Raw genomic sequence first — 16,524 nt, 5'->3', positions numbered from 1 at the left:
AGGACAAAATCAAACCCAAAAAAGAGGATTGCCGCGCAGAGCGCGGCAACCCTCTTTTGTTTACAGTTGACGGCAGCTATACAAATCCCCAAAGGCTAATTATCAAGCTAAGTAGTTCAGCATAATTTAAAAAAACCAGAAGCGAGTACCGCCCACGTAGCGGGCGGTACTCGCTTCTGGTTTTTAAGTTTACTTATACCTAGCTACTTAATTACAAAATCGACGATCGCGAGATATCTTGTCCTCTAATGAGGGTATGCGATCGCCAAGAGGGATCGGTGTCGGGGAAGTCATCTCGATAATGAGCACCACGACTTTCCGTGCGAAACAGCGCCGATCGCATTAACAAATAGGCATAATCAGCAAGATTACGGGTTTCGATCCATAGGCGCGATGGTTCGGCAAGGTTGATTAATTCATCTTGCCATCTAGTAATTTCAGTCAAGGCAGTTTCCAATTCAGCTTGCACTCGACAAATTCCCGCCGCTTGCCAACTGAGGTTCTGAATTCCCCATTTAATATTTTGAATATTTGCTGAATTCCCCTGCTCGGCAAGTTGCGGGGCGATCGCTTTGGGCAATACAAAAATTTGTGTGGGTTGAGCGCAAACCCTTTCTGCTAAACGTTCGCCAAAAACAAAACATTCTAAAAGCGAATTACTAGCCAAACGATTAGCTCCGTGCACACCCGTACTAGCAGCTTCGCCCACCGCATATAATCCCTCAATGGAAGTAGCTCCATCAGCATCAACCACAATCCCACCCATACAATAATGGGCGGCAGGAGTTACGGGAATCGGAGTGGAGAAAATATCAATTTGCCACTGTTGACAAATTTTGATGATATTAGGAAAGCGATGAGAAATTGTGTGCTTCGGAATGGGTTGTAAATCTAGAAATACAGTTGCTTCTTTAGTTTGCTGGAGATGGCTAAAGATTGCGCGGCTGACTACGTCTCTGGGGGCGAGTTCTCCTTTAGGATGATAATTAAAGGCAAATCGATCGCCAAGGCGATCAATTAAATGCGCTCCCTCTCCTCGCACAGCCTCACTGATTAAAAATCTCGGTGCATCGGGTAAGGCGAGGGCAGTGGGATGGAACTGCACGAATTCCATATCGCGAATTACAGCTCCCGCTCGCCACGCGATCGCTACTCCATCTCCCGTACTAGATGGAGGATTGGTATTTTGAGAAAAGACCTGAGCGCCTCCCCCAGCCGCCAACACCACGATGGGGGAAACTAAACAACCAATTTCCCGATCTCGATCCAGATAAAAAACACCACCACAGCGCCCCTTATCCATATGCAGATCCAAAACTAGGGTTTGACTCAAAACCTGAATTTGAGGATTTTGCAGTACGGCCGCCGCTAACTTCGATACCAAGGCTCTACCCGTTGTATCCGCAGAATGTAACACTCTCCGCCTTGAATGGGCAGCTTCTAGGGTTAAGGCTAAGCTGCCATCTTCAGCGCGATCAAAGTCAACCCCAAGAGCGATCAACTGTTGAATTTGTCGGGGTGCGGCATTCACTAAAATATCTACGGCTTCTGCTTCACACAAACCAACGCCAGCCTGTAGAGTATCTTTGCCGTGAAACTGAGGCGCATCATTTTTGTCGATAACCGCCGCTATTCCTCCTTGCGCCCAATCACTCGCAGAGGTTGATAGGTTATCTTTGGTCACTAACCCAATACGCCAGTTTGGTGCTAATTCGGTGATTTTGAGAGCAGTATATAGACCAGCAGCACCACTGCCGACGATCAAAGCGTCAAACCTTGTTTGGTTCATCAAGTAAAGCCAAGTTGTCAGTATTTCGATAAGATTCGATATTAGATCAATTTGACACTCTCCACACCCAATCCCAGTATATAGCAACGTAAGGTTTGCTTAAGACGTAAGCCCGAAGAGACAAGTGGCGGCGCTTTGCGCTGCCACTTGTCTCTTCGGGCTTATTTGCACTTTTTTTGTTTGAATTTACAGCGCTTCGCGCTCAAACCCAAACCAAGGAAATTTTTGAAAGCGTTGCAAAGCAACGCTTTCAAAAATTTCCTTGTGGTTCGTTTGATCGATAATTGCTGTTAAGTAGCGAAGCATAAAAAGAGCGTACCGCCCGCCTAGCGAGTGGTACGCTCTCTAATTTGGTCTTTTAACTATGCTGAACTAAGTAGCTAGACATAATTAAAATCCAGATTAAAAACCTGTGGCGCACGCTGTGCGTGCGCCACAGGTTTTTAGGTTTTATATTTAATTACGCCTAGCTACTTACTTAGAAAAAGCTGGGAATACCGTTGGGACGTAGATCTTTGAAGTCTAAAATCTTACGAACTACATCGATGGTAGACTGCGAGTTCTCAATTGGAATTAAAGGTGATAGCTGTCCTGGAAGAACCTGCATTACAGGAGGCATATCCTTAGTAAATACACTAATCGTCCGATCGATCAGCGATCGCTCACCCTTCGCAAAAGCATTGGTATAGGTGCAATTATTGGTTGCTTGAGGTAGTCCTGCAACGTTAAATAACCCAATCGGAATGCCCTGTGAAGTGGTCAAAAATCGCGCCACGCTCTCTGTGAGAATACTCGTCGTCTGAATTTGCGTGAAATAGTCATAGACTTTAGTATTGCTGTCAATGAGACCGATATGTTGAGAATCGATACCAGAGATAGTTCTTAAAGTTCCGTAAGCGGAGGGATCGCTGGGTAAAATCAGGCTAATGGCAGAAAAGTCTTTGAGTAGCTGAACTTCGCTATAGCCTAAAGGACGATTATTCACATCGAACAATCTGACAACTAAGCGATCGCCTGGATTTAAGCCACGGATAAAGGTAGCCCGTTGGTTAATTGTGAAGCGATAATCCCCTAAAAAGCGCTCTTCGAGGAATCCTTTGGGGCGCTTGGAACGGAGAGACAATCTGGCAATGACCTGAGATGTACTCGCGGGGTTTTGCAAAACGGCAAGGCTAAAATGTCCGCGATGGGGATTCTTCTTTGACATTTCCACACCGTCAGGCTGCTTTTCGTCGCGATCGCGATCTTTGCGATCATCACCCTCATATTCATCATCTTCATCACCGCGATACTTTCTAGATTCAACGATCGGTTTCAACGGTTTGACCGAACTATCAGTCTGGACATTAGTAGTCTGGACGATGGTAGTTTGACTGGATTGCGTATTGGTCGATTGAGAACTAGAGATTCCTAAATCGCGATCGGAAAGTCCCGAACCATTTACCGTATTGTAGGAGTTATTAGAGGAATTGCTCGAAGAAGTTACAACGGAAGTTACTCTTCCAGTATTAATTTCAGACAATCTCGTTGTGGTAATGGAAGAGAAAGACTTGATTTCTTCAATCTCAAATCTCGAATCCTTCACTCCATTAGGCAAATCGTAGCGAACGCTAGTAATAGCCTTGAGATCGCCATTGTAAATATCATCAAGAGAGATCTTTTCGCTGAGTAAATTTAACGGAATTACTTCCACAGGAGCAATTTGCCGCCCTGAATTTTTGGAGAGGAGTCTTGCTCCTGAGTTGGTATAAACTTCGCGCCATTCCCCAGAACGCCTTACATACAATTGATAAACAGCATTCGCATAGGTTGTCGAAGGCTTATTAGCAATATCGAAGAGAATGCCAATACTAGAAAGATTGCCCGAATTATCAAGTAGGCGGAGTAGCTGAACTCCCGTCTGCCAATCCTGTGGAACTTGGGCGATCGTTTGTGGAGTCAGTGGGTCAGCGATCGCTTCTAACGTAGAGAGAAAAGGAGTCGTAGTGAGGGTTGCAGCAATAATTGATAAAGAAGCCTTCTGAATTCTATTACTCAGTTGATTGCGAAAAATTTTACGGAAAATATTCATTATGATTTATTCCTAACTCAATTTACTACGTGATTTGTACTAAGTGACTTGTACTAAGTGACTTGTACTAAGTGACTTGTACTACGTGATTTTGTACTAAGTAGCCAAGCATAAGTAAACTCAAGACCTAGACGAGCGTAACGCCCGCTAAGCGGGCGTTACGCTCTCTGGTTTTGGGTCTTAACTATGCCGAACGACTTACGTGATTTGCTAGAGCCAACTTACAGTTACTGTCAACCACCCAAACTATCAGGAAAAGCTTAAAATTGTTGCAATGTAACAGTTCTAAGCCTTTTCTGTGATTTGGGTTGAAGAGCAAAGCTCTACAGGAATGCTGGATGAATGCTGGCGCGTATAGTTGCCATAGCCCTCAGCTATGGGACGATCTAATGAAGTTTTAGTTCCATTTTTTCTAAAAACCTCTCAAACCAATAATTTCTAAGCATCTCAGCACAATTAAAATTCAGAGCCAAAACCTGCGGCGCACGCTGCGCCTGCGTCACAGGTTTTAGGGTTTTATATTTAATTCAGCCCACTAATACCAAAGCTCAAAATAGCTATGCCATTTTGAGCTTTGGTATTAGTGGGCTATACCTAATTAAAAACCAAACCCAGAAGAGCATACCGCCCGCGCAGCGAGCGGTATGCTCTTCTGGGTTTTAAGTTTACTTATGCCTAGCTACTTAGTTCTTTTATAGCTGTCGCCAAGTGTACTAGGACATAAAACCCAAGAATTAATTGGCGGCGCAAAGCGCCGCCAATTAATTCTTGGGTTTTGATTTGTCCTAATTCAAGTGACTATAGCTATAAAAGAGGCTACAGAAATCGAGATATTTGAATTTGCATCCAAAAATTTTGCAAGCGATCGCAAAAACTAGCGATCGGAAATTTTGGCTGTGTTTGCCACTTATCTAATAGAAAATGTCCCATCGGAGTCAACCGAAAACTATCAGTAATACCTTGACCATCAACCTCGCGCCGCAATATTCCAACTTGGATCAACCATAGCAAGGAATTCTCCGTAATGATTAGGTTGGTCTGATGCGTCAAATATTGGTTTTTAAGCCCTTCATGACCAGCGATCGCCCTAAGATTTACACCCTGTATAGCCATATCCGCAAGCAATTTCACTGTAAAGGGGGCGCAACGTAAAGCTATTTCGGCTCTTTGTACTATTTGGGGCGCATATTCAGCAAAATCTTTGCTATTGCTCCTATCGAGAATTTCAGTTGCCATAACGATAATTTAAGATTCTATATCTTTATATTTCAACATATTTCCATAGGGCTATATTTTAAAAATAATACTAGTAGCCCAGAGCCAAGCTAGCATTATCTTCTTAACGTGACAAAAGATAGGGGCTATCCTTTATTAAAATCAAGATAATCTTAATTTATCTTGATTTAATTGTATCTATTAGGATCTTTCTTATCCTTCTTTTCGGAAGGATCTTTCTTGGGCTTTTTAGTCTCTTTATTGCCCTTTTGTTCTTTAGACATAATTCTCTCTATTGCTAATAAAAGTTGATAATAAATGACAATAAATATTTTTAAATGATATTTATTACTATTATTCTAACCCAATTACAAATAATCTGTGGGCTTTGGATCGCTCCCCATAGTAAGCCTATCTTTGGGAGTTATTGTTAGCGCTATGCAATCCTATAGGGTGAAGTGCAATCGAAGGAGACTATTCTATATTTAAACCATTAGTTACTATCAGCAACTATATGTTCCAGCTAGTGAGCGATCGTCATGATGTCTACCCAAAATCCTAAAACTCACTCTCATCCAACTAATGCCCTTGCGATGGGAATGGCACTAAAAAAAATGTATGAGTTAGGTCGTAAAGATTTTGATTACGAAAATTTTTCTGGGCTGAAATTATCATGCTGCAAGCTATCAGCTATTAACCTGACCAGCTCGGACTTGCGAAATGCCGATCTTGACCTAACTGATCTAAGCGAAGCTGATTTGCGCGGGGCAAATTTAGAACAATCAACTTTAAGCTTTACAAACTTGACTAATGCCGATTTGAGCAATGCCAATTTAAGGGAGGCAAATCTGGGGGGAGCCGATTTAAGTGGCGCAATTCTAAGAGGGGCAAGTCTTCAAAACGCAAATTTACGGGGTGCGAATCTGAGCAACGCTCATCTTGAGTTTGCCAATCTGCAGGGAGCAGATCTGACGGGGGCAAATTGCTTTAGTTGCAATCTTAGTTACGCTAACCTGCAAAATGCTGATTTGACTGAAGCCAATTTAGACAATACAAACTTACTCAAAAGTGATTTCACGAATGCATTACTTCTAGGAACCAGCTTAAACAATACGAGCCTAGAAGAGACAAATTTGTAAGTAATTGAGTAAATAAAATGAGTTTCTGGCAATCTTCAGGCTCAGTTGTCCGCTTCAATCCCGATCGCGAGTCTGCTGTAAACCATTGCTAAGGCATTGGCATCACCGACATTACCAGGGAATAGGATAACGGGAAGATCGGGGAAACGGGGATGATCGGCTGGAGTACGTACCACCGAACAACCCGCAAGAATCTGTCCCAATAGTCTTGCTGTAGGTAAATTTAAACCTTTGCTTAAAACATCGTTAGAAGTAATCCCACCCTTACTAATTAAGAAGCCAATATCGGCGGGTAAATTTTGGACGATCGCCATTAATAGGGCGGAGACAGATTGCCCAAAGGCAAGGCGCGTTGCAATATCGGTAAATTCCAATTCTTTACGACTGGTAAATACTACGGCTGTTTTTCCTGATGCGTGAGCCTGCTGCACCTGCAATAGGGCTTCCTCTTGCAGTATTTTTGACTGAGTCGCCGTATCTTGTAACAGACGAGAGACATCAATCTCCACGGGGAAGGTATTGGGGGCTTTGAGTAGATTTTCGAGTTGTTCCGTTGTTTTTTTGACATGGGAACCAACGATCGCCACGCCTGCCTTGTGCGATCGCATATATTTTGACATGTCCTCAGCGGCGATCGGCTGCGGGGGCAACTTGGCAAGGGCTGTCAATAAACTTGCGGCACTGCGAAAAAGAAACCGTTTGCCCGTAGCGGCGATCGCCAAAACATCCGAGGCAAATTGATTGAGATCGGCTTGGTTTTCCGCATCAACCACACCGCATTGATTATCGGACAAACGCGCTAAACGTTGCCGAATGCCCGAACGAATATCCCCCAACAAAAACCGCTGTACATTTGTCGCAGGAATTTTTCCCTTAGTTTTTTCCTCAACATAATCAGGTAAATAACTATGTCGATAGCCAAATACTGAATCCTTGGCAAATTCAGTTTCGTGGACTGGGGTCGGTACGCCATTGACAACTAAATAATGAATACTGGATTTCGTAAAGCGTCCACCTTCAAAAAATGCAGGCACTAAAAAATGTGCATCGAAATCGCCTAGCTCTTCGGCGATCGCATCCGTCTCGACGGGATAATGTCCCCGCAGAGTCGAATCGGAACGACTGACAATCAAAAATTCTTGAATACCTTCGGCAGCAAGGGCAGGCTTGAGATTGCGGCAAACTTCACGAGTCACCTTGGTGGCATCTTCGGCGGTAAGCGATCGGGTATTGGTCAATACAAACATAATCGGAGAAGCATCCGCTAAACCGATCCGCAAAGTATCCACATCCCATCTAGTCAGTAATAGACAGCTATGTACCGTTTGCGAACCTGTCGGATCGTCATCAAGCACAATAATTTTAGGTTGCCGAGAAGAAGTAGCTGCCATTGCTTTCTAGATAGCGTTTGTCTGATGAGTATACCAATCGCCAAGACAATTTGTGACGATTCGCTTTAATAGAATGGTTTTAAAGCTTGCAAAATTACGGCTGACGCACGTTTCGCATCTTCAGGTTGATCGAGGGTTAGGCATACCTCAGCTAATCGTTTTTCTAGGGATTCAACGGTTTCGTAGGTTTGAAACAAAGTTTGGATCAAATCGTCAATGTCATAGGTATATAGGGCTGACCAGTCACGTTCTTGGGGACTAAAACGATAGTTTAGGGTTGAGAATAGTAAAATTTTGGCATGGAGAGGGCTAATATTCCGCGATATATCCGCACGTAAATCGAACAGATTTGTTAAATGTTTCAGGTTATGCCGATGGGGAACCGTATCAAAGTCATTTTTCTCATGCAGATCGTGGCTAGATACCGACTGGCTAATAGGGACATTCGATACCTCTGGATTTAAAAAGCTATGGGGAAGTTTACCTTCATCACGCAAGGTATAGAGAAAGCCAAGGCTATCAATAATATTATCTGCCGCAAGCAGATAGTCTGATTGCTTACTTAGTTGTTTGACATGGCTATTTAGCTTGTGCTTGAGCATATTGAGATCGGGAAACAGGATCATCAATTCACGCACAAGTTCACGTACGTGCAACGCTTTAACTTCGTTGACATCATTTGACCAAGAATCATGACAGGTGAAGAGGATAAGTCGTTTGATGCGAAGTACATTGCTGTCTTGCTCCAAGCTATCTATAACTTCCTCTAGAAGACTTGAATCTTCCATATTTTTGTTAGGCGATGCAATGCTCAGTTGTCATATTGATTGATGAAGGCGGTATACGTCAAGGTAATACCAATGCTCAAAATGGCAACGCCATCAAGAATAGGACATTGCTAGAGCAATATCTCATGGGCTGAACTATGGATGGGATTTACCATCGGGCATAGTTGCCCCACTAAAGATTGTGCCAATGGTACTAGCACCACTAAGCTCGGCTCGGGTCAAGATGGCATTGCTCAGATCGGCTCCATCCAGATTAGCCCTAACCAAATAAGCATCTACTAAACTGGCTTGACTGAGATTGGCTCGATCAAGAAGCGATCGCGATAAATCGCTGCCTGTAAGTATCGCTTGAATCAACCCTGCATTACTTAAAGTTGCCATACTGAGATTGGCTTTACTAAGATTTGCCCCAAATAAATTAGCAAGACGCAGATTCGCATTTTTGAGATCCGCTTTCATGAGGTTCGCCCCCTTGAGATTCACCTCGGTGAGATTGGCTTGACTAAGATTTACCTCCGTAAAAATAGTGCCAATAGCGATCGCCCCACTGAGATTTGCTCCTTGCAAATTCACCCTCGAAAGCGTTGCCTCGCTGAGATTTGCCCCAGATAAGTCTACCCCCGTAAGATCAGAGCCACTGAGATTTGCGCCCCGCAAGTCCGCCTTACGTAAATTTGCACCCACCATGTTAGTGGGAGGATAACCTCGTTCCTCACGCATAAGCGCAGCGCTCAGGATCGCACAACGTAGATTTGCCCCGCGCAGATTGACACTTCGTAAATCAGCTTCACTCAGATTGGCATCCATTAAGTTAGCAAGAGAAAGATTTGCCCCAAATAGATTGACGCGCTGTAGCATGGCTCCATGCAAGTCAGCCTCCGTGAGGTTTGCACTCATCATGATCGCTTGGTTAAGAGTTGCGCCACCAAGTTTTGCACCTGATAAATTGGCATGATTAAAGGTGACTTTATTTAAATAGGCAAAGACAAAATTGGTGCGTCTCAGGTCAGCCTTAGTCAAGTTAATACCAATTAGATCGCTATTAAATAAGTTGGCATTAGCGAGATTTAAGCTAGCAAAGTCACGCCGACCAGAAGCATAGTCTTTCAGGAGTTTTTCTGCGCTCATGATTTAGTTAAATAAGTACTCTGAGCCTTACAAAGTGGTAGTAGCAAAATTCGTTTGTGTGGGAATTGAGATCGTAATCCATGCTCCTCCAGTTTCAGGATGATTTTTGGCATCGATCGCGCCATGGTGGAGGGTGACGATCTGACGCACGATCGCTAAACCTAAGCCACTCCCGCCGCGATCTAGTCCCGATCTCGTTCTCGATAGATCGATTTGATAAAAGCGATCAAAAATATAGGGTAAAGCTTCTTCAGGAAAGCCGTCACCAGCGTCAATGGTTTCTATATGTAGAGTCGAGTCTACCACGCTAGTTTTGATTGTAATCGACTGAAGTGATGGACTGTGTTTAATGCTGTTGTCGCATAAGTTGAGCAAGAGTCGATAGATCCGCGACTCATCAAGTAGCCATGTTAATGACCTATCCCCAATATGGTTGAGCTTAACTTGCTTTCGATTTGCTAATGGCTCAAGAGTTAACCACACCGCCTGTATCAGTATGGATAAATTTACTTCCTTTAGGTTGAGGGGCGGAGCAATGCCGACATCCATCTGTCCAATTTCGAGAAGATCCTGTACGAGTTTTGTCATCCGCTCTACTTCCCCCAGCAGTCGCTCTACCCAAATTTTTGCGGAAGCATCGACACGGGATTCGATCATCTCGGCAACCAAGCGGATTGATGTCAGGGGTGTTTTTAATTCATGGGCAATATCTGATGTCCAACGATCGCGTTGCTGCGTGATGGCAATTGCCTCTTGCCGATCTTCCAAAAAAATTCCCACCTGACCGCGTCCCAGATAAATACTATGGGCACGAATTGGTCTGCCCATCTGTGGTACGGGATTAGCGGGATCGGGAATCGCAGGATGAAATACCCAATCAACTCGATCACTGTGGCTTAGCGCTCGCGTTTTTTCGACCAAATGATCGAGTTCGTAGGATCGGATTAGTTGTAATAAAAATGGTTTGCGAAGTAAGCCATGATGGTGATTGGCAATACCCATCATCGTGGCAGCCCTTTCATTGCATATTGCTAAGCGATTGTCTTGATCAACTTGGATATAGCCAATGGGAGCGACTTCCACAATTTTTGCCAATAGGCTTTCAACTTCATCGTCATCGGGGGCAATGCTCTCTGAGGATTCCCGCTCGAGACGGCTATTTTGATTTAAGTTCTCTGCCCAAGATTTCAGGCTATGGATCGATCTGTTCTTAAAACCATTGTGCGATCGCTTCCGAAATTTACGTTTATGTCTTTGTTTGGCATAATTCCAGCTTACCCAGCAAGCACTAGTGGCGATCGCACCAATCCCAATCCCTACGAATAGCCAGAACAGTTCCATTTTTGTAGTTAAGAAATTATCAGTAAGCCCAAATTCCCAAACTCAAATACTCAAATTAAAGGGTCGAATTTACGACCCTTTAATTTTCATAATTTGCAACTTTTAAGTAGTTCAGCATAATTAAAAAATCAAAACCAGAATCCATACCGACCGCTAGGCGAGCAATACGGGCTTCTGGGTTTTAAGTTTAGCTATGCTTAGCTACTTAGTAAGTTTCAACATGCCAACGGCCGTCTTTTTTGAGTTGCTTTTCAAAATCTTTCCAAACAACATCGCTCTTGGCTGCTGTCTTAGTCATGAACTCAGAAATGCCATCTTCCATACCACGGAGACCACACATATAAGTGTGGGTTGTGGGCTTTTGGAGTAGCTCCCATAACTCATCAGCATATTCAGCCATGCGGTTTTGGATGTACATCTTCTCACCGTTAGCATTTTTTTGTTCGCGGCTAATCGCCACATCGTAGCGGAAATGACGTTTATGTTTATAGGCCATCCACTCTAGATCGGGCTTATACAAAACTGTCGTATCGGTAGGTACGCCAAAAAAGAGCCAAGCTAAACCCTTGAACTGGTAATCGGGATGCTGTTCTTTAAACATGCGCCATAGGAAAGCCCGAAATGGGGCAATACCTGTACCTGTAGCAATCATGATGATTGTGGCATTAGGATCATCGGGTAACAGCATCTCCTTCCCAACTGGTCCCGTTAGCTTCACTTCTTCACCTGGCTTAAGATCGGTCAAAAAGTTAGAGCAGACTCCTTTGATGGTCTCACCTGCTTCATTTTGATACTCTAAACGCTTGACGCTTAAGGATAGGGTCTTACCATCAAGATCGTCACCGAGACGAGTTGAGGCGATCGAGTAGAGACGAAGTTTATGGGGTCTACCGTTTTTGTCTTCACCTGGAGGAACGACACCAATACTTTGACCTTCTAAATAACGAAGATCGCCGCCAGAGATATCAATCTTTACATGACGCGTATCACCAACGGCTCCTGGTCTTACCAGTACATCATTGGAAATACATTTTGCTGTAAAGGGATTGGCTGGGCGGTAGATATTGACAGGAATATCTTTTTCTGAATTTGCACTCATGGGAAGTTATATGGACGGTATATGACAGAAGGACACGAAGTCATTATATTTTCAAATGCCACTTGTCGGTATTCTGTAACCTAAAGATCTCTTTCGTGGGGCAAATATTACATGTTTGTTAATATTGCGTACCCGTGATACGGACTGACTGAGCTCTTCTAGAACTGATTGAGACATCACACCTAGCAGCTTTGTGTCAGCTTGTCTATGTTATTATCGATACAATTGCTACAAAATATCAACTTAAGGTACTTGCTATAAACTACTTATTCGTAGTAAAGAGCGAAAAATACCTAGAAATGCTTCAGCAGATTTGGATCAAGGATTTGGCTTGGAACGCGAAAATTTTAGAGTTATTAAAGTTAGGAGTCTAGAGGAGGCTACTTTGCGTACAACGGGTGCATTTGCTCTCATCGATAGTGTGAGAAGGCAAGGAGTGAAACATATTTTTGGTTATCCTGGTGGAGCAATACTGCCAGTGTACGACGAAATCTATCAAGCCGAGGCAAGGGGCGAGATCAAGCATTACCTTGTCCGCCATGAGCAGGGCGCTGTCCATGCGGCCGATGGCTATGCCCGCGCGACTGGGCAGGTGGGAGTATGTGCTGCCACTTCTGGACCTGGAGCCACTAATCTTGTCACTGGCATCGCCACAGCTCAAATGGATTCGATTCCTCTAGTGGTGATCACAGGACAAGTCCCTTCCTACGCAATTGGTACTGATGCCTTCCAAGAAACCGATATTTGGGGGATTACTTTACCCATCGTCAAGCATTCCTATGTGATTCGTAAGCCTGAGGACATCGCGCGGATCGTTGCTGAAGCTTTTTATATCGCAGGGACTGGTCGCCCAGGACCAGTATTAGTTGATATTCCTAAGGATATTGCTCAACAGGAGTTTGATTACAATCCTGATGTGCAGATCGATCTTCCTGGCTATCAGCCCAAGGTGAAAGGACATTTGCATCAGATTGCGGCGGCGATCGCCTTAATTCGCGAGGCTAAGCGACCCTTACTCTATGCGGGTGGTGGTGCGGTGCTTGCCGATGCCCATGCCGAGATTGCCGAATTAGCAAAGCGTTTCCAATTACCCGTAACCACAACCCTCATGGGTAAGGGGGCTTACGATGAAAACAATTACCTTTCTGTCGGGATGTTGGGAATGCATGGTACTGCCTATGCCAACTTTGCGGTTCAGGGCTGCGATTTGTTGATCGCGATCGGGGCAAGATTTGACGATCGCGTTACAGGACGCTTAGATAAATTTGCCCCTGACGCTAAAGTCATTCACATTGACATCGATCCTGCGGAAGTTGGCAAAAATCGCAAACCCGATGTACCCATTGTCGGCGACGTAAAGGAAGTACTCCAAGCCATGCTTGAAGCCACTAGTTACGAAGAAAATATACAAACCAAAGATTGGTTTGTCCAAATCGATCGGTGGAAAGAGGACTATCCCCTTGAAGTCCCCACCTATGACAATGTGCTATCGCCCCAGCAAGTCATCTATGAATTTGGCAGACAAGCTCCCAATGCTTGTTTTACAACCGATGTCGGACAGCATCAAATGTGGGCAGCTCAACTGATCAAAACCGCTCCTCGCAAGTGGATTTCCAGTGCAGGGCTTGGCACCATGGGCTATGGAATGCCTGCGGCAATGGGGGCAAAGGTGGCTCTCCCCGAAGAACAAGTCATCTGTATTAGCGGTGATGCCAGCATTCAGATGAACATTCAGGAGCTGGGAACTTTGGCGCAGTACGGCATCAAGGTCAAAGTGATCGTCGTTAACAACGGTTGGCAAGGCATGGTACGCCAGTGGCAAGAGAGTTTTTATGACGAGCGCTATTCCTCTTCCAACATGGAAGTCGGTATGCCAGACTTTGTAAAACTTGCCGAAGCTTTTGGTATCAGAGGCTTAAAGGTAATTGAACCTAGCGATTTACAATCGGCAGTAGCGGAGATCATTGCCTATGATGGTCCCGTATTTGCTGACTTTCGAGTTAAGCGCGATGAAAACTGTTATCCCATGGTTCCCCCTGGAGCCAGTAATGCGGAAATGGTCGGCTTACAAACTCCTAAGAGCTCACCTATCAATCCCAAAATCGCCGAACCTGTGGCTCAATTAGAACGAGTCTTGGTTTAAAGATTGGTTTAAAGAAAAGATGTGGTGGCGCGACCGAAGCTGTAGCGTAAGCGCAGTGATTACTACAGCTTTTGGGATTTTATATTTAATTGCACCTGTCTACTTAGCTGTCATCAGCGACCTTAGAGAAATCCCCTCGCTGAGCGAAGGGATTTCTCTTTTTGATGATAATTAGCGGCGGTGTTATGCTTTTGCTTTGTTTAAATAAAAAACTATGACACCAGAGAAGTCCTATCGCCCAAATGTGGGGATTATTGTTTTTAACCGTAAAGGTGAGGTGCTAGTCGGCGAGCGTTTAGGTGTACCCGATTCATGGCAATTTCCCCAAGGAGGAATTGATGATGGTGAAGATCCACAAGTGGCTGCTTTACGAGAACTTTACGAAGAAGTGGGTATTAACAATGCCGTATTAGCCTACGTGCATCCCGAATGGTTATATTATGACTTTCCACCAACCCTAAAATTATCTGGTAAATGGGCAAACTATTGCGGTCAAAGGCAACGTTGGTTTGCTTTCTATTGGGATCATCCCGCTTCTGAATGTCAGCTAGATGTTCACGATCGCGAGTTTCGGGTCGTCCAATTTATGGCGATCGAACAAACCTTAGAGTCGATTGTGAGATTTAAAAGAGAAGTTTATCAACAGGTAGTCAAAATTTTTACCCCTGTCATTCGCGATTACATAGGTAAATTACCCTAAATACCAGTTATCTGCTTCTGGCATGATAAATCGCAACGGCGCGATCGCTGCGATCACTGCATCATCAGTCGTTAAAAGCGATACGAGAGATGGCTTTCAAATTGCGAAAGTATGATATTACATTTGGTTGGTATGGGTTCCCATCCCCATTTTCCAGATTTGGGCGACTTTTCGTTGCGCTGGGATTTCTTTATGGTGGCTAACTCTCGTCTTCATTCTTCCCTTTGTCAATTTATACCTTTGGCTTATTTCCTTGTTCGTCGTCTTAATTGCACCCTTTTTTACTACCCCAGCAAAACTTGCTAAATCACCTCTTTTAGGTTTTTTAGCTTTTATTCCTATAATTGGATTTTTTTTATACTACGGGTTACTTGCATTCACCTAATTAATGAAAAGGGAAGCAAGTTCTATCGCTCAAGCCAGAATTAAACAAGCATATCTTTAGCCAATTTGTCGGCGATCGCTTCATCTCGCAAAACTTCAACTAATTTGAGAGCAAAGACCATAGCCGTTCCAGCGCCACGACTAGTGATCACATTGCCATCTACAACTACGGAATCTATTAAATATTCGCCAACCTCTAGTTGCTCTTGGACTGCGGGAAAGGATGTAGCGCGTTTACCCTTCAAGAGTCCTGCATCGGACAGAACCGTAGGAGCAGCACAGATAGCCGCGACGAGCTTATTTACCTTTGCTTGAGCCTTGAGAATGGCGGCGATGCGTGGATCCTCTCGCAAGCGGAAAGTACCAGCCCCACCAGCAAGGACAATCGCATCAAATTTACTCGGCTCGACGCGATCGAGAGTTGTATCCGCAATTATGGCGATCGCATGGGCTCCAATTACCGTTAATTGGTCTAAGCTAGCCGTAATAACCTCTATATTGGCGCGACGCAACACATCAATAATGGTGACTGCTTCTATTTCTTCAAAGCCTGCAAATAGGGGAACGAGTACGCTAGACATAAGTTTCTAGATATGTTTTATAGATTAGCTACTGTCTTTTGATTGGGCTCTTGGCATTGAATGCACAATCCAAAAAATTCAAGGGTGTGATAGTAAATTTGAAAAGTATGCTTTTTGGCTAGTTGATTGCCGAGATCGTGAATGGGGCAGCTATCAATGGGCAAGGATTTACCGCAATTTAGGCAATTGAGATGGTGTCTGTCCGTGGGTGTGACGCTATAAACGGTTTCACCATTGGGTAGGGTCAATGCTTTGATCAGCCCTTGCATTTTTAAAGTGTCGAGCGAACGATAGACCGTCGCTAGACCCACACTTTTTTCACTATTGCGTAATTCCGAGTGAATATCCTGTGCTGATATAGCGCGTTCGTGGTGTTGGAGGAGGTGGAGCACTCGTTCTTGACTGCGAGTGAGTTTTTCTTTCATGCTGTTAGATTTTGCCCAAGCAGATATTTTCTAAGTATAGCTAGCACTTGTAAGACGCTTCGCGTCGCCACTCGTCTTCTGGTTTTATACCAATTCCCAAAATGGCGTTGCCATTTTGGGAATCTCAAAACCTTACTGGATTTGGTGTTTAATTCACAAAAGTGTTATCACACTTTCGTGGATTGGTATTGTGTCCGCATAAGACTAGCGAAAGCTATAGGTTTCTAAGTAGTTCGGCATAATTAAAAAACAAAACCAGAGAGCATACCGCCCGCTGCGCGGGCGGTATGCTCTTCTCGGTTTTAAGTTTACTTATGCCTAGCTACTTAC

Annotated in this window: 13 protein-coding genes; 3 read left to right on the top strand and 10 right to left on the bottom strand. The window is 44.2% G+C overall.

Annotated elements, in window-relative coordinates; genetic code table 11:
* Positions 1–211: 211 nt before the first annotated feature.
* The 3 genes from nadB to AC805_RS13775 all read right to left on the bottom strand — a co-directional run bounded on the left by nadB (position 212) and on the right by AC805_RS13775 (position 5,096).
* The gene (nadB, locus tag AC805_RS13785; protein WP_055075957.1) at positions 212–1,789 is read right to left on the bottom strand and encodes an L-aspartate oxidase; all 1,578 of its coding nucleotides are present in this window, start codon (positions 1,787–1,789) and stop codon (positions 212–214) included.
* A gap of 478 nt (positions 1,790–2,267) precedes the next feature.
* A complete protein-coding gene (locus tag AC805_RS13780; RefSeq protein ID WP_055075956.1) occupies positions 2,268–3,860 on the bottom strand; it encodes a hypothetical protein in 1,593 nt (530 codons plus the stop codon).
* Between the two features lie 816 nt (positions 3,861–4,676).
* The gene (locus AC805_RS13775; RefSeq protein ID WP_055075955.1) at positions 4,677–5,096 is read right to left on the bottom strand and encodes an Npun_F0494 family protein; all 420 of its coding nucleotides are present in this window, start codon (positions 5,094–5,096) and stop codon (positions 4,677–4,679) included.
* 518 nt (positions 5,097–5,614) lie between these two features.
* Here AC805_RS13775 and AC805_RS13765 point away from each other — a divergent pair.
* Positions 5,615–6,214, top strand: coding sequence for a pentapeptide repeat-containing protein (locus AC805_RS13765; RefSeq protein ID WP_082429501.1), 600 nt, complete (start codon positions 5,615–5,617; stop codon positions 6,212–6,214).
* Positions 6,215–6,255: 41 nt separating this feature from the next.
* Here the strand turns inward: AC805_RS13765 and AC805_RS13760 are convergent, their stop codons facing one another.
* The 5 genes from AC805_RS13760 to AC805_RS13740 form a co-directional block, all read right to left on the bottom strand.
* Positions 6,256–7,605: a four-carbon acid sugar kinase family protein gene (locus tag AC805_RS13760; RefSeq protein ID WP_055075953.1), complete on the bottom strand. Its 1,350-nt coding sequence runs from the start codon at positions 7,603–7,605 to the stop codon at positions 6,256–6,258.
* A 65-nt stretch (positions 7,606–7,670) separates the two neighbouring features.
* Positions 7,671–8,393 carry a hypothetical protein gene (locus AC805_RS13755; RefSeq protein ID WP_055075952.1) on the bottom strand — a complete coding sequence of 241 codons (723 nt, stop codon included), beginning with the start codon at positions 8,391–8,393 and terminating at the stop codon, positions 7,671–7,673.
* 135 nt (positions 8,394–8,528) lie between these two features.
* Complete coding sequence (locus AC805_RS13750; protein ID WP_009627416.1) at positions 8,529–9,521, bottom strand: pentapeptide repeat-containing protein; 993 nt, start codon at positions 9,519–9,521, stop codon at positions 8,529–8,531.
* Between the two features lie 27 nt (positions 9,522–9,548).
* Positions 9,549–10,862: a cell wall metabolism sensor histidine kinase WalK gene (locus AC805_RS13745; RefSeq protein WP_055075951.1), complete on the bottom strand. Its 1,314-nt coding sequence runs from the start codon at positions 10,860–10,862 to the stop codon at positions 9,549–9,551.
* A 205-nt stretch (positions 10,863–11,067) separates the two neighbouring features.
* Positions 11,068–11,961: a ferredoxin--NADP(+) reductase gene (locus tag AC805_RS13740; protein WP_055075950.1), complete on the bottom strand. Its 894-nt coding sequence runs from the start codon at positions 11,959–11,961 to the stop codon at positions 11,068–11,070.
* Between the two features lie 331 nt (positions 11,962–12,292).
* Here AC805_RS13740 and ilvB point away from each other — a divergent pair, with 331 nt between their 5' ends.
* The gene (ilvB, locus tag AC805_RS13735; RefSeq protein WP_072143624.1) at positions 12,293–14,104 is read left to right on the top strand and encodes a biosynthetic-type acetolactate synthase large subunit; all 1,812 of its coding nucleotides are present in this window, start codon (positions 12,293–12,295) and stop codon (positions 14,102–14,104) included.
* Between the two features lie 214 nt (positions 14,105–14,318).
* Positions 14,319–14,804 (top strand): RNA pyrophosphohydrolase, encoded by a 486-nt coding sequence (locus AC805_RS13730; protein WP_009627420.1) that lies wholly within the window; start codon positions 14,319–14,321, stop codon positions 14,802–14,804.
* Between the two features lie 425 nt (positions 14,805–15,229).
* Here the strand turns inward: AC805_RS13730 and AC805_RS13725 are convergent, their stop codons facing one another.
* Both AC805_RS13725 and AC805_RS13720 read right to left on the bottom strand, forming a co-directional pair.
* A complete protein-coding gene (locus AC805_RS13725) occupies positions 15,230–15,769 on the bottom strand; it encodes a DJ-1 family glyoxalase III (RefSeq protein ID WP_055075949.1) in 540 nt (179 codons plus the stop codon).
* A gap of 17 nt (positions 15,770–15,786) precedes the next feature.
* On the bottom strand, positions 15,787–16,194 hold the full coding sequence (locus AC805_RS13720; RefSeq protein WP_055075948.1) for a Fur family transcriptional regulator: 408 nt from the start codon (positions 16,192–16,194) through the stop codon (positions 15,787–15,789).
* Positions 16,195–16,524 lie beyond the last annotated feature (330 nt).

The organism is Pseudanabaena sp. 'Roaring Creek', from assembly GCF_001402795.1.
In the GTDB taxonomy this organism is placed as follows: Bacteria; Cyanobacteriota; Cyanobacteriia; order Pseudanabaenales; family Pseudanabaenaceae; genus Pseudanabaena.
Note: the sequence above shows the minus strand (reverse complement) of the source record. Positions and strands in the feature narration are given on the sequence as shown.